Genomic DNA, 21,926 nt, shown 5'->3' on the forward strand with positions numbered 1-21,926 from the left:
CCCCTCAAGAGCCTGCCCACTACCAAAAACACCAGCAATAAAATTATAATATCTCCCATAGGTCTTATTTTTTATAGTTATATTCAACTTAAAGATACGAAAAAATAATGAATTACGCAAGTAAACTACTGATTTTCAATATCCATATTTGATTTATAAGTTCTATTTCCGGATGCCCGGCACGCGTCCCGGTGTCCGGTTAAGCTGAACCTTGTATTTATTGAGAATGCTGTACACGGTGCTTTTACTCCGGACACCGCTCTCTTTCCAAATATCACGGATTGAATACCCATTGTTATACATATCCACGATTTTTTTGTCCCGTTCAGTTTTACTCATACTTTTTTTGGTAATCGGAATACTGATACTCTGCTGCAGGCGTATAATCTTATCCGACGACTTCCGCAAAACAGCCACTTCCTCCGGTAATGCCCCGAACATGGCCAATACTTCCGCCAGTGTCGTGTCCGGAAACAATTTGTTGCCGGTGTCAATTTTATCGTGAATGGAGATAATACGCACGACCTTGATGCGGCATAGCTCGATCAATGCCGATAGTTCCCGTAAACCACGCACGGCATTGCTGAATTTTGACACCACCAATTCGTCGCCTCTTTCAAGATTCGACATCAGTTGTTTCCATCTCGGTCTGAGCGTCTCGTGTCCGACCGATTCTTCAACCACTTGTACACACCCGTACTGGCGCATCCATTCCTTATCCGCATCAAACGCATCGTAGGAATTCGCCTCGAATATATAACCGACTTTTGCCATATCAATATACAATATTCATGATAACAAGTGCAAATATACAAGTTTTATTCGAGTATATGAATCATACTATATTAAAAAACGAAAATCGTACATTTTTTCATGTTTTTATCTTCACTTGTTTTCATTGGTAATCATATCATTAAGTACGATATTAAAAAATGCACAAAATACGGTTTTCTGGATACGAAGTATCAAAAATAATATATAGTTTTGCACTAAATAGTACGAAACAATATAGTATGAAAACATCAAAATCGAACTTAAAACAGCCGATAATCTTTGCCAAAATAATTGCCGTTTCGATTGCCATATTCCTATGCGCGTCATGCGACAACGGCAATGGCAAACGATTGGCGAAAGCCAAGAATGATCCTGCCGGAACATACAGGGAATACCTGTCCGACATACGCAGGCAGAAAAAACTCTCCATTAAAGAATTGACCGGACACCTCAAGCAATGGCAAACATTGAGGGATTCCGTATTCCTGTATCTCGAATGTGATACGCTTGGCCGACTTCATTCCACTGTAAGAGAAGAGTGTGAACAGGTACATGATTCCATCCGCATGGAATTTTCACGGATGGTGCTGTCTCAGACACGCACTTATAAGGATATACTGTGGGTAAAAGAACAAATCTCGCCGCATCTTGAAGACAAAGAGTTGCACCGTGCGGCTGAAACAATCCGGCCGTTCTTTGCCTCATTGGATAACCAGCCCGTCAGTCAGAGAAACCGACAACACATTCTTGCCACTTATCGAACTACCCTTGCTGAAACGATTGATTACGGTATTCATTGTATGGCAGACCTGACGACCTTTATCGAAAAGGAGGATGCTGTGTACCGGGCATTCCTTTCACGTCTGCCTGATTTCGACGGCGAGAATCTTTCCGACATCACGCATGACACGGAACGATGCTGCGCACAGGTATTCCTTGCCGCCGAACGGAACGACATCACCTATCGCAATGCCATGATTTATTTGGCCATGCGCACCAACCGCAGGCTGATTCAGAATGTCCGAACCTGTATCGACGACATCTGCAATAAAAAAGTCAAGACACCGGCACAGGCACAAGCTTACATCTGGATGCTTCTCCAGCCTTATTCGTCGTTGGACGGTTTCTGCCTGGCGTTGCTTTCAGCCGAAGAAAGAGAGCAACTCGATATGCTTGCCTCGCAGACACCCGACGCTTTCAGGGAGTTGGGCAGGATGCTGCACCCCGGAGACAACCGCTTGGACGAGCTGCCCGGAATGCTGATGGAAGCATTCATACACACGCTGTAAAATATAACAACAGAAAAATATATGAATATGTTACGACATTTTTATAATGACTTCATGGCATTCGTCCCCCTGCAACTTCCGCAGTTGCTCGATGTGACGACGATGGAAGAACCGCAGTTCTACGGCGACTATGTGCTGCTTACGTTTCCGTTGCGCACCCCTTACGAACTGGACGAAGTAATGGATATGTTTGAGGACGACATGGAGTTGATCACGCTTTACCACCATATCCCGATGCGGACGGAAAAATTCGGTCATAGCACTTGTGCATACTCCAATCCCGCTTTCGGACAGATGTTCAAGATGAACGCCAAGACGGATGCCGAGGGCAATGTAAACAGCATCCTTGTTACCATCTATGATTCTTTGGAGCAGATGTACGGGGACCTATGCCTCGATTTGGAACTTCACTCCAAAAGCGGGTTCCTGAAATACAAGAAAGACAAGTCCGACGTGCTGATGAATTTCATATGAGAGAAACTTTATACCGACAGATGGTCTATTGCATCAACACCTACCGGACGTGGATAGAGGTTGCCGATGACAATCTCTACAAGGAGCATATCATCTCAAGAACCGACCGCACCGACTACCTCGTTTCCCGTACATTGGTACTGCGTGCCTTCAAGACGAACGGCATACACGCCGAGGGTATGACATGGACTATTCCCGAACACGAACTGGACAAGGCTTTGGCCATCTACCGAAAGCAAGACAGTACATTCAAGCAGCGCATCAAGAAAGCGGCCATGTACTTTTCGCCCAAGGATGCCGAAACCCTTATCCGGCTGGCAACATACGGCATTATCCAATTGGAACTCATTGTGTGTCCCGCTCCCATACCCGAAAAGCCCTATTACTTATGTTACTGAATATCCTGCTACTCATTTTCTGCGTGATACCTTTCGGGGTATCCATGTCATTGTACAAGAACAACAAGCGGTTCATGGCAACCTTTTACATGGCAATGGCACGAAGCGGCAACGCCCGTAAACTATATGTGCAAGTATGGCTGATATGCCTGCTTCTTTTCCATTATGTATATGCCTGTGGACACATGGGCGAGTTTGGAATCCTACTCTCTACCGGTGTCTGTGCCGCGATGTTCTCGTTCCGACGGACGGACAACTGGTTACGCAGGTTGCTTGACCGCCCCCGTGCATTTGTCACACTCGCGTCGGTCGCACTGGTCATCGGCTTTGTGCCGCATCTGTACACCTTGGCAATAACCATTGCCTATCTTCTTCTGGCAGCCCTGTTCTATCCCTCCGTTCGGGTCATGTCCGAATGCAAGGATACGGGCACACTTTCCGGATGGGCAAAGCATCCCGGAATGTTGTCAGAATCCTATCACGACAATCATCACGCAAATCTGCCGCATGAAGCGTACAGCGGCAACACTGATATATCCGCACAATATGAATCATTAAAACCGAATGAAAATGAAAAATAACCAAAAGATACCTGTTTCCATATTGGCAGACAGGGAGGTATTCGAATATCTCAAGGAGAAAGGGGATGAACGCAAAACACGCACCGAAGCGTACTGTGACCTGTTGGACAAATCACTGGTAGGTTTCGTCTCCCCGTTTTTAAGAAAGAAGGACTACGTGCTGCAACCCAACCAGTGCCACCTGACCGTTTCCGACCTCGCATCGGAGTGGCATTGGCACAGGGCTACTGTCCGTTCTTTTTTGAGTGCAATGGAGGCATTCGGCTTGCTGACCCGCATCCAGCTTCCCAAAAGCGTGGTCATTACCATGACCGTACAATCCGGTCAGGCAGCACAGCCCCGCAATGCACAGGAGCAGCCGGACTTTACCGGACAGCTCCGTGAGGTATTGTCCGATTGGGTAATCGGCAAAACGACCGCTGCCGAAACCGGCACAGCGTGTGGACAACTCGTAAGTCAGGCGATGTCCGAAACTGCCGACCGTGACACCGGACTCTGTTCGGACACCCATTCCAACACGACCTCCGCACATTCCGGCACTTTGGTCACGGAACATCGTGAAACAGCCTTGTGCTGCATTGCCCACGCCGCCCTGCAAAAAATCCTGCACAAGTCGAGATTCGATGACAGTTCGCCGCTTGTGGATTTCTTCCGGTTTGACCTCGGTGAAGAATGGGCTGCTTTCATCGAGTCTGCCAAAGACCTCGCCGGGCTGATTCTCGACACCGAGGCATCAGTGACGGACTTCGACATGGACGAGGACAAAGAACGCTTCAAATCGCTTTGCAAACCCTTTTTATCGCTTCTGGCGAAGGCACAGGCGATGGTGGATTGAACCGGGAGTCGAAAACAGATTGTATAACGCGAACAATCCACCTCCATCCCTTAACGGTTATCCTGCCGGTTATAAGAGGCACACGGGCTTGCCCGTCTGCCACGAAACAAAGGGAAGGGGGAGCCTAATACCCCGACCGTCTATCGACCGTCGGAAGGCTGTCCGTTCAAGCAGCAAGCTGGGACAGGGCGGATTGTCCGAAACAACACGAAAAGAGTATGGCAGATCAAAAACAGGTACTTGATGTGAAGGTGTCGAAAGGCATCACCGCAGCCCAGAGCAACGAACATTTGCGCGATCGCAGTGAAAGGGCGGAAAAGTACGCTATGGATAAGGGGAATTACGACCCCACACGCAAACACCTGAACTTCGAGATTGCACCCGGAGGCAAGGTACGTCCCATCGACACGAGCCGCAACATTCCCGAACGGATGGCGGACATATTGAACAGGCGCGGGATTAAAGACCCCAACGAAGGACTGGCAGAACCGAAGTACCGCACGGTGGTGAACTTCATTTTCGGCGGTTCCCGTAAGCGGATGCACGAACTCGCGTTCGGCACGCAGAACGTGGATTTTGATGAAGGTGCGGACAATACCCGTATCAAAAGAATGAGCGATATTGAACGCTGGGCGAAAGACGTCTATTCATTCGTGAGTGGCAAATATGGCGAGCAGAACATCGCCGCATTCATCGTACACCTTGACGAATTGAACCCTCATGTGCATTGTACTTTGTTGCCAATCAAAGACGGCCGTTTTGCGTACAAGGAAATATTCGCCGGTAAGGACAAGTTTGAATACAGCGCAAGGATGAAACAGCTTCATACCGACTTTTTCACCGAAGTCAATACAAGGTGGGGAATGTCGAGAGGAACAAGCATATCCGAAACAGGCGCACGGCACAGGACTACCGAAGAATACCGCCGTATGCTATCGGAAGAATGTACGACCATCGAGGAAAATATCAGCCGTCATCAAAAAATTTTGGCTGACCTCCAATCGGACATCCGTCTGGCAGAGCGCAGGGTCAAGGGGCTTACGACAATGGTCGATAACCTTGAGAAGTCGAAAGCCGAAAAAGAGGTCCTGCTATCGGCAGCCGAACAGGATTTGAAAGCGAACAAGGGCGATGCGGAACAATTAGCCGCACAAGTGAAAAGTCTGGAAAAAGAACTGGCTGGAATCAACTGGCAACTGGCAGACAAGCAGGAGAAATTGCAGACGGCTGACCGGCAGCTTGCCGAGCTGAAAGAGAACATGTATGCCATTGAGGAACGTACCGGGGAACTCAAGGAGGAAGCCTACAAATACTCCCATGATGTACATTCCAAAGTGGACACGTTGCTCAAGGATGTCCTGCTGGAAAATGTGGTCGGCGAGTATAAGAACGTATCGGCACAGATGGACGTGGCGGAACGGCAACTGTTCGACGGCTCGCTCGTCCAGTCCATAGCGGAACAAGGTACGGACGTGATGCACTGCGCGACGATGCTGTTTCTCGGTATGGTCGATGATGCCACCACTTTTGCCGAAACTCGTGGCGGCGGAGGTGGCGGCAGCGACCTGAAATGGGGGCGCGACGAGGACGAGGACAACCGTGCATGGGCACTCCGCTGCATGAGGATGGCGAGCCGCATGATGCGTCCGGCCATTGGCAAGAAACCTAAACGGTAAGTGGCATACGCCTTACTACAAATCAAAAAGTATAACGAATAATATCATTGGAATATGACGAAACAAATCTTTTTTATATTGGCCGTGCTTTGCACGTTGCAGGCACAGGCAAGTGTACGACCCATACAGGTGGATACTGTACAACATACACCGTACTATGATGTCTCGGAGAAACTGCAACCGATACAGCCCGTCTATCTTGATGGAGTGGTACTTCCGGCATCCCGGACTGGCAACTGGTTTGTCAGCATTGCCGGGGGTACGTCCGCCTTTCTCGGCACACCTCTCGGCTGCGAAGACCTCTTCGGACGCTTGAAACCCTCGTACAGCTTCGCAGTCGGAAAATGGTTCACTCCGTCCGTCGGCGCACGTATCAATTACAGCGGTGTGCAGTTCAAAGATGGCACATTGTCCAATCAGGACTACCACCATATCCATGCGGATCTGCTGTGGAATGTCCTTGGCCGCAGATATGCCCGGCAAGAACAGGTACGCTGGAATCTTGCTCCCTTTGCCGGTGTCGGCCTGCTGCACAACGCCTCTAACGGGAATAATCCCTTTGCCGTTTCGTATGGCGTACAGGGAGAATATCGGATATCCAAACGAGTAAGTGCCATATTGGAACTCTCCGGCACGACCACCTTTCAGGACTTCGATGGTTACGGACGCCCGAACCGCCTCGGCGACCACATGGTATCGCTGACCGCCGGTTTCACGTTTCATCTCGGAAAGGTCGGTTGGAAACGCGCGGTTGATGCGACATCTTACATTCGTCAGAATGAGTGGCTCGTGGATTATGCCAATGTCTTGTCCGGAGAAAACAAGCGTTATAAAGACTGGTACGACCGCAACCGACGGACGCTCGCAGAATTGCAGAAAATTCTGGAAATAGAAGGCTTGCTTGACAAGTACGGTCATCTGGTTAATGACGATGAGACCGACCGCCGTCAAGGTTATCCCAGAAATAATTACAGCGGATTGAACTCACTTCGGGCAAGATTGAAAAACCGGCATTGGGATGGAATATCGCCACTTGATTCTGCAAGTATTGTATATGGCAACAACGGAGATGATTCCGAAAAACGGGGCATAATCGTCTCTGAAAGGACGGAACTCATACAAGCCGGAAATTGCATCGGGTCGCCTGTCTATTTCTTTTTCAATCTCAACACGGCGCACCTGACGGATGCTTCCCAAATGCTTAACCTTGATGAACTGGCTCGCGTGGCCAAGAAATACGGATTATCCGTGAAAGTAACTGGTGCGGCCGACAGTTCGACTGGAACTCCCGTGCTTAATGGTTCATTAAGCACATTGAGAGCGGATCATATCGTTGCAGAATTAGAAAAGCGTGGCATACCAATCGAACGCATCGTCAAGGTAAGCAGGGGGGGCATAGCCGACCATGTGCCGGTCGAAGCCAACAGGCATACGAAAGTAGAGCTGTTCTTTTAGTTCTTACATTCATTGTTATCAAGTCCCTCAATCCATAATTCGGATTGCAGGGACTTTCTGGTAAATAGCTGTCATGACATTATCAATGAGAGTAATAAGATTATAGGTTTACTGAATTCTGATTACGATTCGTATGACTGATAATATTTTTTGTCGAATTATGGAAAAATCCGCTTACGAGTACAAGATATTCCGGTAGAATTCCATTCTTTCCCCAGAGCAGTTCTATCCCGAAAAGTTCCGAGAGAGTACGTGCTATATCGAACCCGAATGCTTCAAGCGAGGGACGTACTTTGTCCGGATGCAGACAAGGACGGTTGCACTTGCGGGCACATTCCGCACCGTGACAATATAAACACTTGCCGACATAGGCGAATGCCCGACCTCCGAATCTGAGTTCCAGTTTCAACAGTTCTTTTTCTACCCTGATTCGTTCAGGCCTGATTAACTCTTGTGATTTGTCTATCGGGATGCCTTTTTCGATAGGAACAATTTTGGTAGCTATAAGATAGGCATACTTGTATTGGCGCAGAAATTCTCCGGTATCGAAATCGAACGGCGGACATCCCCAACTATTACCGTAGTTGGGGCATTGTTTGCAAAATTCGACAAAACGTTTTTCGTCTCGGAAGCGTGAAATGTATTCGTCCACGCTTATATTTGCCGTGAAATTCTCTGTTACATATCCTTTTTTCATTGCTTTACTTTAATGAAACCTGTTATGATATCGAACGTCACGCAATTATTTCGGAAGAGCCGTTCAATGCAGTCGCTCCGACGCATCTCCTCGGTCAACAGAACCGGTTGTCCGGGAAAAGGACTATAAAGGCTATATCGAGTGATGTGCCGGTTTATCGGCTCGAGTCCATTGCAACGGTAAAATATTTGTTTGAGCATGCGCATATAAATCAGATGATTCGAGTGAATAGGTCAAGCTGGTGCAATAACGTGAAAGTAAAGAAGATGCCGATGACCAGGCACAGCGTAATGAGCAACGCATCGAGCACATGGGCCGAGGGTTTCATCGGCCGGTCGGCGTTGCTTCGGACATACTCCCGAAAGAAGATGTAGAGTGCAGGTATGGTGCTGCACGCCAGCAGGTAGTCTTCGGGGATGCCGAAGAAGTAGACTTTCGACAGACCGATGAGTGCCCAGTGGCAGAGGAACATCGCCAGCACGATATTGACCCGCTCCGAGAAGGCGAGCATCAGTCCGATGGTGAAGACCGCCACCGAACAGGGCATGACGGGCGAGGTCATTATGGGGAATTCGTGGCCCAGCGCCAGCGAGCAGAGTGGATATATCAACGGCATGACAAGGAGCAGGATAGCGAATGCGTTGTGCTGGCCGGTGCGTTCGAGCGAGGCGTGCTTCACCAGCAGCTCATAGATCCATATTCCACCCATTATGGCCCAGAAAAGCGCCAGCATGCCGTGATATTCGCGCGGACGGCAATAGATCATGTAATAGACTCCGGCGATCCAGAAGTTGAGAAACGCCATGAAGAGTTTCATGGCGATCCGTACTGCGGGCGTCGGACGGAGGTAGAGTAGCACAAGCAGCATGGCCGCCACGAGCGTGAAACCGATCTGCGCAGGCCAGGTTGCGGCATTGTAGGCCGCGATCGTGTTCCAAAAGATTTCCATAACCTAACTATTTTTTCGTGTGCGTCGGGTCATCGAGAAAGCCCGGCGTTTGAAGATGAATATCGGCAGCGTGGCACCGGCGGCAAGCAGCGCAATGACACTCAGCGATACGGTGGCATTGAGAAAGAACTGTTGCATGTAGCGCATACCCTCGTCGGCCCGATCGAGCGACTGGAGGAACATGATGAGCGAGAAGACCGTCTTGTAGGCGTAGATGCCCGGCACCATCGGCAGCAGAGCCGGAATGTAGAGGCAGGTCATCGGGCAGCGGACGCCGCGGCCGAGCCACAGGCTGCCCATGCCGATTGCAAAGGCCGCGAAAAGCGATGCGGTGGCGATATCCAGTGCGGCACAGTGTATCAGCGTGAAACGCAAGGCGTGGCCTATGGCGGCAAGCAGGGCGATGCGTGGAAAGGCCCGCATCGGCGGGTCGGAGATGGCCCCGAATCCGATGGCGGCGACAGCGGCGAAGAGGCCGTCGAGCAGAATATCCGTCACGATCATAGCAGCGAATCTTTAACCATTAACAAAGTGGCCGACAAACCGACGGCGATGCAGACAATCTGCAGCAGAGCGTTAACCAGCCGGCTGCCCCCATGAGGACGTGTCCTTCCATGATGTCGATGACCCCGTTGATGAGCGGCACGCCCGGCACGAGGAAGAGCGGACTTGTTGCCAGCGCTATCTCGGCCGTGCAGTCGAACCGCAAGGCTGCCGTGGCGCAGAGCGAGGCGACGAAAGCCGAGCAGGCGAAGACGAGGAAGTGATTGACAGCGTGGGCCTGCATGCGCTGTTTGACGGCGAAGCCCACGAGTGTCGCCGTGAAGACGATGCCCACGGCCGTCCAGTCGCCGCCGAAGAGCTTGCAGAATGAGGCGTTGGCCAGCCCGACGACCACGAGCGTGAAGATTGGGTCCATGCGCGGTTTGTCAACCAGCGTCCGGTAACGGCTGCGGATCTCGTCGAGCGAGAGGCCCTCGTCCAATGCGTCCCAGCTCAGGGCACTCAGATCGGAGTTACGCTCGAAACTGATGGGGAGCGACGGGATTGCCACAACACGGGTTGCGGACTCGCCGCTTACGGTGTCGAGCACCGTCAGTATCGTACTCTTTTGGAAACTCGATAACTGAACGTCCACACCCAGCGCCTCGCCGATCCGTTGCGCATTGCGTATTACCCGAGAGGTGTGCACACCCGAACCGAGTTGATAGGTCGCATATTCGGCGATGAAACCGAGTATATCGCAAAGTTCCTGCTGCGTTTTCATATGCGGATCATTATTTATCGGGCTTTTACCATACCTGTCGCGGTATCGAACGTCACGGAATTATTACGGAACAGCCGTTCGATGCAACCGCTCCGGCGCATCTCTTCGGTCGGCAGGCACGACAGGCAGGGCGGGTCGATAAGGGCTATCGCATCGGTGAGCGACAGGGCGATATCCAGCTCGTGAGTGGAAAAAAGGATGCACTTGTTTTCTTCATGCGCCAGCCGTGCCAGTAGCGTACACAATTCGTAGCGGTTGGGCATATCGAGAAACGAGGTGGGTTCGTCAAGTAGGATAATCGGCGTATCCTGCGCCAATGCCCGTGCAATCATGATGCGCTGGCACTCGCCGTCCGACATCCTGTCCATCGTGCGTTCCGCATAGTCCTCCATGCCTACCGAGGCGAGCGACCGCATAACGATCTCCGTGTCGGCCTTCTGCATCCTTCCTATCCAATTGGTATAGGGTGCGCGGCCGATAGCCACGACGTCCTCGCATTTGAGGTTGGCGATGCGTGTGCGCTCGGTCGTGACGAATGCCAGTGTTCTTGCCCTCTCTGCAACCCGCATATCGGCGGCGTTATGCCCGTCGAGCAGGATTCGACCGGCATAACGGCGGTTCAGTCCGGCGATGGCGCGGAGCAGCGTCGATTTGCCCGTGCCGTTGCGCCCGATAAGGGCTGTCAGTTTGCCTTTTTCTATGGTGGCTTCCACCTCGCAGAGCAAAGTTCGCTCGCCGTAGCCTATGGAAAAATCGTGTAACTCTATCATGCTGTAACGGATTTGTTGCGCAAGACCACCCACACCACAATGGGGATTCCCAGCAATGCGGTGATGGCGTTGATCGGCAGGGTGAACAGTTTGGAAACAAGGTCGCAAAGCAGCAGCACGGAAGCACCCGAAAGAACGGTTCCCGGCACGAGCACCCGATGGTCACTGTTGCGGAACAGCATCCGCGTGACGTGGGGCATGGCCAGCCCGATGAAACCTATCGGACCGCAAAAGGCGGTCACAGTGCCGGCCAGCAACGTCGTGGAGAGGAACAGCAGTCCGCGTGAGCGACGAACGTTCAGCCCCATCGTCACGGCATACTCCTCGCCGAACAGCAACAGGTTGAGCGGCTTGATCGTCACCACCGCCAACAACAGTCCGGTGGCAATCGACGGGATAAGCACTGCAAGCTGGTTGAAGGTCACATCGCCGAGCGACCCCATCGTCCAGACGACGAACATTTTCAAGGATTCATCGTTGGCAACATACTGCAATATTTGGACAATCGCACCGATTCCCGACGAGAACATCATGCCGAGAATCAGAATTACCATGATATCCTTGATGCGGTGTCCGACGGCGGCGATGACGACCAGCACGATTGCCGCTCCGAGCCATGCCGCCCCAGCGATGCCTATCGACGAGCCGACACCGGCGAGTACGACGAGTGCCACGCCGAGGCTCGCGCCCGAACTGATGCCGAGCACGTAGGGGCCGGCAAGCGGATTGCGGAAGAGGGTTTGCATCTGGAGTCCGCTGACCGACAGGGCGGCTCCGGCCAGCAACGCGACCACCGCCTTAATCAGTCGGATATTCAGTATGATTTTCGCCGTCGCTCGCGGACAATCGCCGCCCGTCAGGGCCGCCCAAACATCACCGAGCGGTACGGCGACAGCCCCCACCGCCAAATCCAGCAAAAACAGGAAAAGGGTGAGGGCAGCCAGTGCGGTAAACAATAGGACGGAACGGGAGCGCATCTATTTCAGTTGCTTGTAATAGACGAAATCTTCCTCGACCAGTTCGGGGTGGAATATCTTCACGAGGTCTCGCAGCACGAGGTCGGGATTTACGACTGCAGACTCATAGTAGTCGTTGCCGCCAGCAGCATTGGTGCGGGCGTTGTTGTTATAGACCTGTCCACCACGGAAACAGCGGGTGTCGATGAACTTCGGGCAGGCGGCTCGCAGCTCGTCGAGCGTGTTCGCCATACCCACATGCAGCCACATATCGGCTTGCGAGGCCAGCAGGTAGGCTTCCTCCAGGTCTATGGGCACCGAGGCATTGCCCGTGTTCTTTTTGTAGATGTAATCGCCTCCGGCATCTTTGACCATTCGGGCGACATAGCTTTCGGTCGAGGGCATGAACCAGCTGTCGCCGTAAGGGGTGTTGAGCATCACCGACGGGGCATCGAGAACATTGTCCGCTACTTTCTTTCTCAGGACATTGTATCTGACGGGGATTTCCGCGAATACTTTTTCGCCCTCCGCCCGTTTTCCGATGATCTCCGAAAGTGCCAACAGCCATTCGGCTTTGCCCAGCGGCGATTCTTCGAGGTAATCGCCGACGTACATGAACGGAATATCCAGTTCTTTGAGCTTGCCCTCCATCGAGCTTGCCCCGTTCACGCCGTAGAGCAGCACGAGGTCAGGGTCGAGCGAGAGCAGCAATTCGTAGTTGATATTCCCTTCGTAGCCTACATCTCCAACGCTGTCCCGCCGTGCCTGAATGTCGGGATTGGAGATGTAGTCGATGCCTGACACGCCGACTACGCGTCCCGTTTCACCGATTGCGTCGAGCATGGCGATATGGGTAGAGGACATGCAGATGATGCGCTCGGCATCTTTTCCGAGCACCTGACCGGTGAAATCTTCGGGTACGCTTTCTCCGTCACGGGCGATGAACAGGTATGTGGTAATGCTGTCAGCTCCCTGCCAAGGGTTCGTGACGGTAACCAATACGCTCTTTTTGCCGTCTGCACCTTTTATGTCAAACCCCGAAGCGTATTCGGGTGTATAGACCGCTCGGTTGAAATCGGCAAGTTTGGAACTCTTATCATGGCAGCCTGTGAATGTCAGTACAAGCAGCAATATCAGGCTCAGATTTTTCAATGCTTTCATATCGTTACAAATTTGTGTTTACGGACTTTTTCTTGTTTTTCCCGAACTTCGGGGTGATACCGATGAACAGCTCGAAGTTGATGCCGGGCATGGGGCGCGAGAGTACCGAGAGGTAATCTTCATTGAAAAGGTTGTTGACGGCGAATTTCAACTGCACGTCCACCGGTTTGAAAAAGAGGTTTTTCTCCAAGGAGACGTTGCTCATGAAATATTCGGGCAGGTGTCCTGTCAGCGTATAGTCGTTGCTCGACATGGTGAAACGCTCCGAGTAGAACGCCCACTTGTAAAGGAACGCCCACGACCGCCACGACAACCGTCCTGTCAGCGAGGCGGAATGCTCCGGCACGTAGGGTAACTGTTTGCCCACCGACTGGTCAGCAGGTGACATTTTCTCGCCCTCGTTGATAGAGGGTGTCCACGAATAGGAACCGTTCAGGTCAATGAGCCAATCCTTTGCCGGCTGCACGGCCAGGTTCGCCTTGACCTCGATGCCGTAGGCGTGTACCTTCTTCACGTTGCGGGGCGAAAAGAAGCCTTTGGTGGTGGGCAGCCAGATAATCCAATCGTCGATGTAGGAATCGAACCAGTTCACGCCGCCGCTCAACTTATAGACATTTTCTTTGCCGACCTCGAAACTTACACCTGCATCGTAGCTGAAACCATGCTCGTTTCTCAGATTGGGATTGCCACCGGGCAGAAAATAGAGGTCATTCAGCGTCGGGAAACGGTAATTGCGTGAAACAGAAGCTTTGAGCATCACATTCCCTTTCGGAGAAATGATGCCGTCAATAAAAAAAGCCGGTATAAGCGGAGCCCACTCGGAACCGTACATTTCTTCTCGCAACACAACCGACATGCCAAGCCGGTCTATCGGTTGCCACTTGGCAGATACGGAGCCGGAAAGTTCCACGCGTCCTTTGTCATAGCCCACGATGGCTTTGCCTCCGTCCTGCAAGATGATATTCTTGTCCTCACTGCGTACCAAATGCTGGTGAGCCGATACGTTAGCGGTGAAAAACCAACGTTTTGTCGGACTGTATTCACCTTCAGCCTGCCCGTAGAACGTATTTACCTTGCTACGGGAACGGGTCATCGACGCCCAGTTATCAGGTGCGACCTCACGCTTGTAGTCGTAGGCCATCCATGTGTGTATGTAACCGCCTTTCACGCCGAGTTTCCAGTTGCTTTTGATATGATCCCACGAAAGGACACTGCGGAAAGTCTGTTCCCGCTGGCGGTTCTCGAAGTCGGTTGCATCTCCGTAGTCGGTCGTCAACATCGGAAGTTCCCGGTTGGAGTTGATATACCATGCGTTCAGGCCTAATTTGTCGCCTTTGCGGGTGTTGTAATAGACCTCTTGAAGCAGGTGCAGGTCCTTGAACGCCCCGGAGCGGTTGCGCTCTTTAGGGTGATACTGCCCGATGATGTTCTTGTCCTCGTCGTAGATGTTTATCTTCTTGTCGTGGTTGGTGTACTTGTAATCGTTGGGCGAGGAAGAATAGACCGCACGGGTGGAGATGTGCCACCGCTCGCTTCCGTAGGTGAAGCGGGCGAACTCGTCGAATGTCCGGAACGATCCGATGCCCTGCACGTACTGGGCGTTGAACCCTTCGGCAACGGTGGGGGTGGTACCAAGCTTAACCAGACCGCCCAGTCCACCGCCAGTCTCGTTCACCGATGAAGTACCGTGCAGCAGCGATGCGTTGTCTATGAAGTAGGACGGAATGGTGGAGAAGTCTGTCATGCCGAGCATGGGGTTGTTGATGCGCATGCCGTTCCATGTCACTTGCGTGTGTGAAGGCGACGTTCCTCGGAACGCGACGGTCGAGAGCGTGGCGCGTCCGTAGCTCTTGACGAATACGGACGAGTTGAACGTCAGGATGTCGGCCATCGAGAGGGCGATGTTCTCTTTCAGTGCGAGTGAATCGAACTTCGTCTTCTGCACACCGATTTCTTTCATCGGCCGATGTCCGATGACCGTGACTTCCGGTATGGTAAGATGCCAGTCCGACCGCTTTTTGCTTTCCGTCTGCTGCGCGAAGAGTGTCGTGGGGAGACATGCTGCCAAAGCGAAGAACAGATATAGTCTTTTCATATTGCCTCCTTTCTTATTTCCAACAAAATGCACCGGGGATAATCCCGACATAAAATTCATCTATCAATTTCCCTTCGGGCGAGTAGCGGTAAATCATGCCCTGCTGCTGGTAGTCGATGGCATCGGCGATGTATACTTCCCCGTTGGCGGGGTTTACCGTCAGTCCGTAATAAATCGTGCCGCTGTATTCGAGGAACGGACGCACCGGCACATGGCTGGCTGTCACGTCCATGCTCCAAATGGCCTTGTTGATCCAGTAGAGTTTGTCCCTGTCGCCATTGAGCTGTACCTCCGAGGGCCAGTCGCCCAACTTGAACTTGAACTGCTTCTCCACCGTGAATGTCTCGGCGTCGATGCGGTAGAGCGACGGGGCTTCGTAACCGTAGGGGCTGCCCTCATAACCGCCGTCAGTCACCGTCCACATCTTGTTGTACTTGTCCATGACCAGCGATGTCGGTTGTATGCCGACCTTCAGTTCATCGACCACTTGGTCGGTTTCGGTGTCGATTTTGATGATGCGGTTTTGGTAGCTCCAGCAGTTGCAATAGACGTATTTGCCGTATTGCACCATCTGTTCGGTGGAGCCACTCTCCATCGTCATGTCCGGCACTTGAATGTAGCCGGTAATTTCATATTTCTTCGGGTTGATGATGAAGATGCGGTTGTCCCACAGTTGGGTGACGTAGGCTTTTTCGTCGCTCAGGAAATGGATGTAGCGCGGGGAGGTCAGATTCTCGATGCGTCCTACCTCCTTGAAGGTGTTCAGGTCGATGGCGAAAATCACATGGGAGTTGTTCACCACGACCCAGCCCTTGTTGTCGTAGATGGTCATCGACTGCGCCACGTCGCCGAGCTTCATGCCGTTGGCTCGGAAGAAGACCTCGTTTTGCACTTGTTTGGTTGCCGGGTCGTAATAGGACAAGGTAGCATTGCCGTACTGGAAGTTGCCCTCGTTGGTGATGAACAGTCCGGCTCCCGTGGCATTGAAGTCTTCTACGGCATCGCCGTAGTCCCACTCCATGCAGGATGTCAAGGATAGTGTCACTCCGACAACTACGCTCCATAGCAGATATTTCAATTGGTGATAGGTCATACCGTTATTTTTATAGTTAATCCCCGGTAGTCTTACCTTACGGTAAGCATACCGAGGATTGGCAGAAAACTTATTGTTTGGTTATCTATTCGGCAGGCTTGTACTTCCCGTCTTTCATATCTTGGTATGTGGGGTTATAAGCACATTCTCTGACAGACCATTGAGATTCTCCTGTTAGAACATTGTTTTCAAACAGGTATTTGAAAGAACTGAAATCGCTAACATCTCCTTGCCCGCTTATACTAATCCCTTTTACTGATTTGAGACCTGAAAAATCAATGGACAAAATACCATTAGAACCAAAATCAGAATACGGGCATGTTATTGAAAGATTTTCGGATATTGATTCAACGGTAGGATAAGACACCTCATCAGCCGTCATACCCCATACAACAGTAGATGTTACAATATTAAACAGTCCGTTTATCGTTTTTAATTTGGGACATAAAATATTAGTAACATCAATCTTAAACTCAATTTGTGTATTTGCTCCATCCGTCCCAATGCTTTCCAAACTGGTAAACTCAATATCATTCTTAAGAAAATCAGTCGTAACCGAACATGAACCGAGAATTTTTTTCAATGACGGGAAGGTAATATTATTTGCATTCGTATTATTTTCTAATGTTAAAGTACCTCCTATTTCCTGCAATTTAGGAAATTCAATTTCCGCACCCGTATCAACACTTCCCGAATTCAATGCAATAGTCATATTTCCTGCCACACGAATAAATGGCATAACAAATTCTTTTACATAAAAATAATCTTTGCATTGGAAGTCGCCCTCTATATTTGAGATTCCCTCAAGAGTCAATTCGGTCAATCGACAATTTTTAGGAAGCAGAAGAAGGCTACCGTTAAATGTTTCCGAACCTACGATTTTATTTAGTTGCTTACATTGTAGGGTAAGTGTATTCCCGTTAAAATTTATCTGGGACAAATCCAGTTCTTCTATGAGCAGATTACTTAAAGTCATATCACCGAGTACATCTTTCAAAGAAGATATATTAAACTTATTGACTTTATTCGCATCCACACTGGTCTCTCCGCAGGAAATAAGACCGGGAAGTTCAACAATGGAAATCTCTTTGCAATTTTTTATAGTCAGTCCTCCAACCGAATGTAATTCGGTCATTGCAAGACTTCCGATGGAGGACATATCGGAGAATGAGGCAGTACCGGCCACACTTTCCAATGCCGGTAGATAAATTCCTTGCAGTTTGGGAAAATATTGGACTGTAAGTTCATTCCCGACCCGTTTGAGCGCTGAGAAAACAATGGCTTCGGTTGTCGCTGATTCTTTTTGTGCTACCGAACCTTTGACAATTAAGGAAGCTCCGACAGATTCAACGGCATTTGCATCCAAATCAAGCAAAGCATCGGAGGTTATATACATATCCTCACCAATGAACTCGACTTTGGGTATGGATATTTTTTCAATGACAGAACTGTTAACGACAAAATCGCCGGTCACTCCAAGCAAAGAGGGCAGATTAACCGTTTTGAGCGTTATGTTTTTACTGGTAGAAGTTGTCGATCCTAATTTGAAACTTCCGAGTTGTTCCAGATTATCCAACCCCGTCAAATCCGCTCCTTTGTAAGACGGATTGATAACAAGAGAGTTACTGATTTGTTTCAGGTTGGCAAGTCCGTCCAGATTGGTGATTTCTTCTCCGTCTGCCGTTCCGATGGTCAGGCTGCCTTCGATTTTGTTTATTCCTGTCTTGGCAAAATTATCCACCTCGGATTGCGTGGCAAGTACCACGCTGCCGCTCTGTTCGATGTCTGCATATTGATAAGTATAGGAATATACTTTGCTCTCCTGCATTCTGGAGGTGACTACGAATTTCCATTCATTTTCCCAATCCTCTATGGTTGATGGATTCGGGTTAATAGAGGCTCCCTCGCAAAGGGCATACTCTACGGTAGCCCCTTTCAGACTGGTATTATAAGGTATCTCAACTGTAATCTTGTCCCCGACTATCATGGCTTGATAGGTAATGCCATCTACAGTTAGAGCAAACTCGGAGATGAAGTGATCCTTGCCGTCTATTCCGCTTACTTCAGGGTCGTCATCACTACATGCAGCAAGGCAGAGCGTAGCGAAACAGAATAGGATGAAATGATATATTTTGTTCATAATGAATTTTATTTGTCGTTATTGTTGTTTTCATCACAGAACTTGAAAACTTCCGTGGAATTTTCCCCTAACCATCCGGCTTTTACATTGACTCCGGTCTGCACCTTGATAAAGTCGATATGGGAAAGGTTTGCAGGTGTACCGTCGATATTGACTGCATCGGAAATCTTAAAATAGTTTCCAAGTGCTCCCGCGTTAGGATTGTCTTTATTGGGCATATCATCACCAATATTATCGGCATATCCCCATCCGAACGGATTATTGGACCACATGCCTGTCGACGGGCTTTGTTCGGTACGTGCTTTCAGGCATGTGCCGTATAACGTATAGGAATCCGCTTCAATCCACAAAGGATAATAAAACTCTTGCGGGTGATAGTTGCCGAGACGGTCAATCGCTCCTTTATTTCCCTTGTTGTCCTGCCATTGAGTATCCATGTTGGGACCGGGACGGAAATAAGTTACGGCATAGTCCTGAATGGTTTCGGGTTTTCCATATTCAGAACCCTTCAGTTCATACCATTCATCGTTGGGCAAGCCGTCTCCATTGACATCTTGCATTACCCATACAATGCCCGGTTCATTTGACGAATCAAAGGCATTTCCTTTGATGGAAAAATCATAACCGCCTTTGTTTTCGATACTGTGGTCGAATCCTACTACGATATATCCTCCCCAACCTCCAAGAGAAACATATTGTTCATTATCAAGACGTTTTTGTGCGTAAGCACAGGCTGCTTCGTGCGTGCTTTCCCCATTGAAACCTGCTGTATTCGTTTCGTTTACGAATTGTCCCGGAGCCGGAACAAATTCATATACTTTATTGCTGTAAATGGAATTTCCGGCAGCAAAAGGTCTTTTTCCGGCCGCTTCACAACATTTCACCGGAATATTGACACTGACTTCATCGACACCGGAAACAGCAATATTACGAGTGAGGGTTGCTTTTGTTATTTGATTATCGTATTTCACGGTAAAAGTAAGCGTGTGTTCTCCGGTTTTAGAGGGTTTGAAACCGTAAACCAAGGAATTGGCTCCCTCAATCGGTTGCCCGTCCAAAATCCATTGATAAGAAGGCTCGGCACTTATTGATACAAAGGGGCGGACAAACAAAGTACGTCCTAATTCTACGTATTTGGTATTATCCTCGGTGAAATATAAAGATGACGGAACTACGATTTCAATCGGAAGTTTATCGACAACCTCAATAGAAACTGTCTTCTCTGATTGTCCGTCTTCATTCGCTACAGTTAAAGTCAGTTCATAAGTTCCCAACTCATCTTGCTTGAATGTATAAGTATTTTCAGTTCCGACTTCGTTCCCGTTAAGAGTCCACAAATAAGTAGCTCCTTCTGCATTTTGAATGTCGGGAGTAAGGATATATTCACGTCCTGCGACAACTTTAAGCCCTATAGAGGGGGTTACCAATGAAATGACGGGCGGAGCCAATTCATTGACATCCACACGAATTTCTTCCTCTGTGCTGGCATCCCTCGTATCCACACGCAGGGTAACGTAATACGAACCGCATTCGTTGAAAATGTATTTCAATTGAGGCTCATCGGAAATGATACGACCGTTGCATTTCCATGAATAAACGGCGTAATCGACATTCTGATAGGTCGGCTCAATAACGACCTCTTTTCCTATCTTTACAACATAGATTCCGTCTTCGCTGTCCAATTCAATGACAGGAGGCACGGTCACGTCCTGCGATATTTCTTCGTCTTTGTTGCATGCAAATAGAAATATCGTCAAGGAGAATAAAAGCAAATACTTCTTCATTATATTTATAATTTTAACGCTGAAATTCCCTTGAAGAAAGTATTTAATTTCAATCTCCATTGGGATATAATAAAAAGGGGCAAATACTTAGCATTTGTCGTTAAAAAGCATTTGCCCCAAATTCATGTTATTCGTTTACGGTTACATCAATATCGTCTATGGCAACGTAAGCAGGAGTGTTCAATCCGTATGCGCTTGAATCGCTTCCTTTAAAATTGATAGCTACAGTACATACGCTGTCACCTAAACCGCTTAAGTCCACTTGGCTCCAACCAGTACGGATTTGATTGGCCAAGCCTGATTCTGCATCCTTACTGGAATCGAAGTTTGCCAAATAGTATTCTACTTCTTTACCTGTAGGTTTACCCGTCGCATCCAACGCAACAAATACCACCTTAAACCATCCTTTTTGTGCCGACAAAGAGCCTTGTGTAAACGAGTTGCCATCCTTCATGACTAAGTAGGTATAAGTCGTATTGCAAACCCATACGCTGTTGAATTTACCATATTTCGGTGTACCCTTGACAGGAGTGTTTGTGGTAACGACTCTGTAGCCGGTTGCATCGGTCAGGTAAATCTTCGCACATTTGTCATAAGTTGCTTGTGAATCATTGTATGAATCGCTATAACCGAAAGCTACAGCAAAATTTTTACCGCTATGACCGCCGTTGGGCCAGTACACGCTACATTGGTTTTGATAATCCCCCTGTGTCAGATTATGAAAATTAGAGATGGCAAAACCACCATTCCAAAACTCATATTCCCAAGGTTGTCCGCTTACCCATTCCTGTTTCAAATAGTTAATCGGGAACTGAATGTACGTACCGGTTTGCTCGATTTGAGTGATGTAGCCGGTCGTTACCTGATTGCCGTTGGCTGTGGCAGAATAGAGATTGTTTCCATACTGATCGGAAGCCATTACGCTGGATGGTACGTTATCAAAATCGATAATCGCATTGGTAGAACTTATCGCGCGGGTTTGAATCGCACTCTCCTCATACGGAGTAAGGAAGTCATCGTCGGACGAACATCCTGTGAACACTGCGGCGGCCATTGCTACAACAGCCATTGCCAAGAATTTAAGATTCTTTTTCATAACTCAATTATTAAAAGTTAAACAAAAAAGTTTAATTACACATTCGTTTTCCTTGCGATAGATTTGCAACGAATGAGAAATCGGTTATCAAAAAGAATATTAGGTGTCTTTGGACGAGCCTCTGTTCATTTTAATCTAATGCCAATTATCCCGTGGTCACTAAATCATATCTCATCAAGCAGGTCTTCTGGCTCATCCCGCTTATCGCGCCTTCCCAGCTTTCACCAGTGGCAAAGAGTGCGATAAACTTTAATAGGACTTACAGCTGCGAGTACAGCTCCGGATTTTCACCGGGATTCCCTTTTAATTCCATTCGACGCTTCGATTGGAAACTTGACTGGTGCAAAGTTAATGGTTATTTTTTAATCTCGTTTCTTTTTCCCTAATTTTTATTTCAAGAAAAGATTATTTTATAGTGCGAATTGTATTTTCATGC

At 49.2% G+C, this 21,926-nt stretch carries 19 protein-coding genes, 2 pseudogenes and 1 riboswitch; of the genes and pseudogenes, 7 read left to right on the plus strand and 14 right to left on the minus strand.

Features of this window, described 5'->3' with window-relative positions:
• Positions 1–162 precede the first annotated feature (162 nt).
• On the minus strand, positions 163–774 hold the full coding sequence (locus tag KTR06_RS03325) for a recombinase family protein (RefSeq protein WP_008669457.1): 612 nt from the start codon (positions 772–774) through the stop codon (positions 163–165).
• A gap of 239 nt (positions 775–1,013) precedes the next feature.
• Here KTR06_RS03325 and KTR06_RS03330 point away from each other — a divergent pair, with 239 nt between their 5' ends.
• The 7 genes from KTR06_RS03330 (at position 1,014) to KTR06_RS03360 (ending at position 7,482) form a co-directional block, all read left to right on the plus strand.
• Positions 1,014–2,063 carry a hypothetical protein gene (locus tag KTR06_RS03330; RefSeq protein ID WP_032939452.1) on the plus strand — a complete coding sequence of 350 codons (1,050 nt, stop codon included), beginning with the start codon at positions 1,014–1,016 and terminating at the stop codon, positions 2,061–2,063.
• A 27-nt stretch (positions 2,064–2,090) separates the two neighbouring features.
• Positions 2,091–2,537 carry a hypothetical protein gene (locus KTR06_RS03335; RefSeq protein WP_008669455.1) on the plus strand — a complete coding sequence of 149 codons (447 nt, stop codon included), beginning with the start codon at positions 2,091–2,093 and terminating at the stop codon, positions 2,535–2,537.
• Positions 2,534–2,935: a hypothetical protein gene (locus KTR06_RS03340; RefSeq protein ID WP_008669454.1), complete on the plus strand. Its 402-nt coding sequence runs from the start codon at positions 2,534–2,536 to the stop codon at positions 2,933–2,935. The genes KTR06_RS03335 and KTR06_RS03340 overlap by 4 nt, the downstream gene beginning before the upstream one ends.
• On the plus strand, positions 2,926–3,516 hold the full coding sequence (locus KTR06_RS03345) for a hypothetical protein (RefSeq protein WP_008669452.1): 591 nt from the start codon (positions 2,926–2,928) through the stop codon (positions 3,514–3,516). The genes KTR06_RS03340 and KTR06_RS03345 overlap by 10 nt, the downstream gene beginning before the upstream one ends.
• Positions 3,506–4,351 (plus strand): hypothetical protein, encoded by an 846-nt coding sequence (locus tag KTR06_RS03350; RefSeq protein ID WP_016278628.1) that lies wholly within the window; start codon positions 3,506–3,508, stop codon positions 4,349–4,351. The genes KTR06_RS03345 and KTR06_RS03350 overlap by 11 nt, the downstream gene beginning before the upstream one ends.
• A 218-nt stretch (positions 4,352–4,569) precedes the next feature.
• Positions 4,570–6,027, plus strand: coding sequence for a MobV family relaxase (gene mobV / locus KTR06_RS03355; protein ID WP_016278627.1), 1,458 nt, complete (start codon positions 4,570–4,572; stop codon positions 6,025–6,027).
• Positions 6,028–6,081: 54 nt separating this feature from the next.
• Positions 6,082–7,482: an OmpA family protein gene (locus KTR06_RS03360; protein ID WP_016278626.1), complete on the plus strand. Its 1,401-nt coding sequence runs from the start codon at positions 6,082–6,084 to the stop codon at positions 7,480–7,482.
• A gap of 100 nt (positions 7,483–7,582) precedes the next feature.
• Here KTR06_RS03360 and KTR06_RS03365 read toward each other — a convergent pair whose 3' ends face one another.
• The 13 genes and pseudogenes from KTR06_RS03365 to KTR06_RS03420 all read right to left on the minus strand — a co-directional run bounded on the left by KTR06_RS03365 (position 7,583) and on the right by KTR06_RS03420 (position 21,490).
• Positions 7,583–8,179, minus strand: a complete 597-nt coding sequence (locus KTR06_RS03365) for a DUF2284 domain-containing protein (RefSeq protein ID WP_016278625.1) — start codon at positions 8,177–8,179, stop codon at positions 7,583–7,585.
• Positions 8,176–8,274 (minus strand): annotated as a pseudogene (locus KTR06_RS24680) (ABC transporter ATP-binding protein); the annotation flags it as partial. The pseudogene KTR06_RS24680 and the gene KTR06_RS03365, both read right to left, overlap by 4 nt.
• Positions 8,275–8,390: 116 nt before the next feature.
• Positions 8,391–9,128 (minus strand): DUF6064 family protein, encoded by a 738-nt coding sequence (locus KTR06_RS03370; RefSeq protein ID WP_016278624.1) that lies wholly within the window; start codon positions 9,126–9,128, stop codon positions 8,391–8,393.
• A gap of 3 nt (positions 9,129–9,131) precedes the next feature.
• Positions 9,132–9,632, minus strand: a complete 501-nt coding sequence (locus KTR06_RS03375) for a threonine/serine exporter family protein (RefSeq protein ID WP_008782454.1) — start codon at positions 9,630–9,632, stop codon at positions 9,132–9,134.
• A pseudogene (locus KTR06_RS03380) lies at positions 9,629–10,395 on the minus strand (threonine/serine exporter family protein). The gene KTR06_RS03375 and the pseudogene KTR06_RS03380 overlap by 4 nt, the downstream one beginning before the upstream one ends.
• Positions 10,396–10,409: 14 nt before the next feature.
• Entirely contained in the window at positions 10,410–11,165 is a 756-nt protein-coding gene (locus KTR06_RS03385; protein WP_008782458.1) for an ABC transporter ATP-binding protein, read from the minus strand.
• Positions 11,162–12,142: an iron ABC transporter permease gene (locus KTR06_RS03390; RefSeq protein WP_008782459.1), complete on the minus strand. Its 981-nt coding sequence runs from the start codon at positions 12,140–12,142 to the stop codon at positions 11,162–11,164. The genes KTR06_RS03385 and KTR06_RS03390 overlap by 4 nt, the downstream gene beginning before the upstream one ends.
• Positions 12,143–13,282 (minus strand): ABC transporter substrate-binding protein, encoded by a 1,140-nt coding sequence (locus KTR06_RS03395; protein ID WP_008782460.1) that lies wholly within the window; start codon positions 13,280–13,282, stop codon positions 12,143–12,145.
• A 4-nt stretch (positions 13,283–13,286) separates the two neighbouring features.
• Positions 13,287–15,377 carry a TonB-dependent receptor gene (locus KTR06_RS03400; RefSeq protein ID WP_016278621.1) on the minus strand — a complete coding sequence of 697 codons (2,091 nt, stop codon included), beginning with the start codon at positions 15,375–15,377 and terminating at the stop codon, positions 13,287–13,289.
• 13 nt (positions 15,378–15,390) lie between these two features.
• Positions 15,391–16,470, minus strand: a complete 1,080-nt coding sequence (locus KTR06_RS03405) for a glutaminyl-peptide cyclotransferase (protein ID WP_175307348.1) — start codon at positions 16,468–16,470, stop codon at positions 15,391–15,393.
• 85 nt (positions 16,471–16,555) lie between these two features.
• The gene (locus KTR06_RS03410) at positions 16,556–18,610 is read right to left on the minus strand and encodes a DUF4971 domain-containing protein (RefSeq protein ID WP_016278620.1); all 2,055 of its coding nucleotides are present in this window, start codon (positions 18,608–18,610) and stop codon (positions 16,556–16,558) included.
• Between the two features lie 8 nt (positions 18,611–18,618).
• The gene (locus KTR06_RS03415) at positions 18,619–20,394 is read right to left on the minus strand and encodes a PKD-like domain-containing protein (RefSeq protein ID WP_016278619.1); all 1,776 of its coding nucleotides are present in this window, start codon (positions 20,392–20,394) and stop codon (positions 18,619–18,621) included.
• 127 nt (positions 20,395–20,521) lie between these two features.
• Positions 20,522–21,490 carry a DUF4465 domain-containing protein gene (locus tag KTR06_RS03420; protein ID WP_217289962.1) on the minus strand — a complete coding sequence of 323 codons (969 nt, stop codon included), beginning with the start codon at positions 21,488–21,490 and terminating at the stop codon, positions 20,522–20,524.
• Between the two features lie 159 nt (positions 21,491–21,649).
• Positions 21,650–21,842, minus strand: a riboswitch (cobalamin riboswitch).
• Positions 21,843–21,926 lie beyond the last annotated feature (84 nt).

The organism is Bacteroides sp. MSK.20.12 (assembly GCF_019052435.1).
GTDB classification, from domain to species: Bacteria; Bacteroidota; Bacteroidia; order Bacteroidales; family Bacteroidaceae; genus Bacteroides; species Bacteroides xylanisolvens.

Coding starts and splice junctions, on each gene's coding strand:
- KTR06_RS03350 (WP_016278628.1), top strand. CDS start 3,506: ATGAAAAATAACCAAAAGATACCTGTTTCCATATTGGCAGACAGGGAG.
- KTR06_RS03420 (WP_217289962.1), bottom strand. CDS start 21,490: ATGAAAAAGAATCTTAAATTCTTGGCAATGGCTGTTGTAGCAATGGCC.
- KTR06_RS03330 (WP_032939452.1), top strand. CDS start 1,014: ATGAAAACATCAAAATCGAACTTAAAACAGCCGATAATCTTTGCCAAA.
- KTR06_RS03365 (WP_016278625.1), bottom strand. CDS start 8,179: ATGAAAAAAGGATATGTAACAGAGAATTTCACGGCAAATATAAGCGTG.
- KTR06_RS03400 (WP_016278621.1), bottom strand. CDS start 15,377: ATGAAAAGACTATATCTGTTCTTCGCTTTGGCAGCATGTCTCCCCACG.
- KTR06_RS03410 (WP_016278620.1), bottom strand. CDS start 18,610: ATGAACAAAATATATCATTTCATCCTATTCTGTTTCGCTACGCTCTGC.
- KTR06_RS03390 (WP_008782459.1), bottom strand. CDS start 12,142: ATGCGCTCCCGTTCCGTCCTATTGTTTACCGCACTGGCTGCCCTCACC.
- KTR06_RS03415 (WP_016278619.1), bottom strand. CDS start 20,394: ATGAAGAAGTATTTGCTTTTATTCTCCTTGACGATATTTCTATTTGCA.
- KTR06_RS03340 (WP_008669454.1), top strand. CDS start 2,534: ATGAGAGAAACTTTATACCGACAGATGGTCTATTGCATCAACACCTAC.
- KTR06_RS03370 (WP_016278624.1), bottom strand. CDS start 9,128: ATGGAAATCTTTTGGAACACGATCGCGGCCTACAATGCCGCAACCTGG.
- KTR06_RS03405 (WP_175307348.1), bottom strand. CDS start 16,470: ATGACCTATCACCAATTGAAATATCTGCTATGGAGCGTAGTTGTCGGA.
- KTR06_RS03345 (WP_008669452.1), top strand. CDS start 2,926: ATGTTACTGAATATCCTGCTACTCATTTTCTGCGTGATACCTTTCGGG.
- KTR06_RS03385 (WP_008782458.1), bottom strand. CDS start 11,165: ATGATAGAGTTACACGATTTTTCCATAGGCTACGGCGAGCGAACTTTG.
- KTR06_RS03325 (WP_008669457.1), bottom strand. CDS start 774: ATGGCAAAAGTCGGTTATATATTCGAGGCGAATTCCTACGATGCGTTT.
- KTR06_RS03335 (WP_008669455.1), top strand. CDS start 2,091: ATGTTACGACATTTTTATAATGACTTCATGGCATTCGTCCCCCTGCAA.
- mobV (WP_016278627.1), top strand. CDS start 4,570: ATGGCAGATCAAAAACAGGTACTTGATGTGAAGGTGTCGAAAGGCATC.
- KTR06_RS03395 (WP_008782460.1), bottom strand. CDS start 13,282: ATGAAAGCATTGAAAAATCTGAGCCTGATATTGCTGCTTGTACTGACA.
- KTR06_RS03360 (WP_016278626.1), top strand. CDS start 6,082: ATGACGAAACAAATCTTTTTTATATTGGCCGTGCTTTGCACGTTGCAG.
- KTR06_RS03375 (WP_008782454.1), bottom strand. CDS start 9,632: ATGATCGTGACGGATATTCTGCTCGACGGCCTCTTCGCCGCTGTCGCC.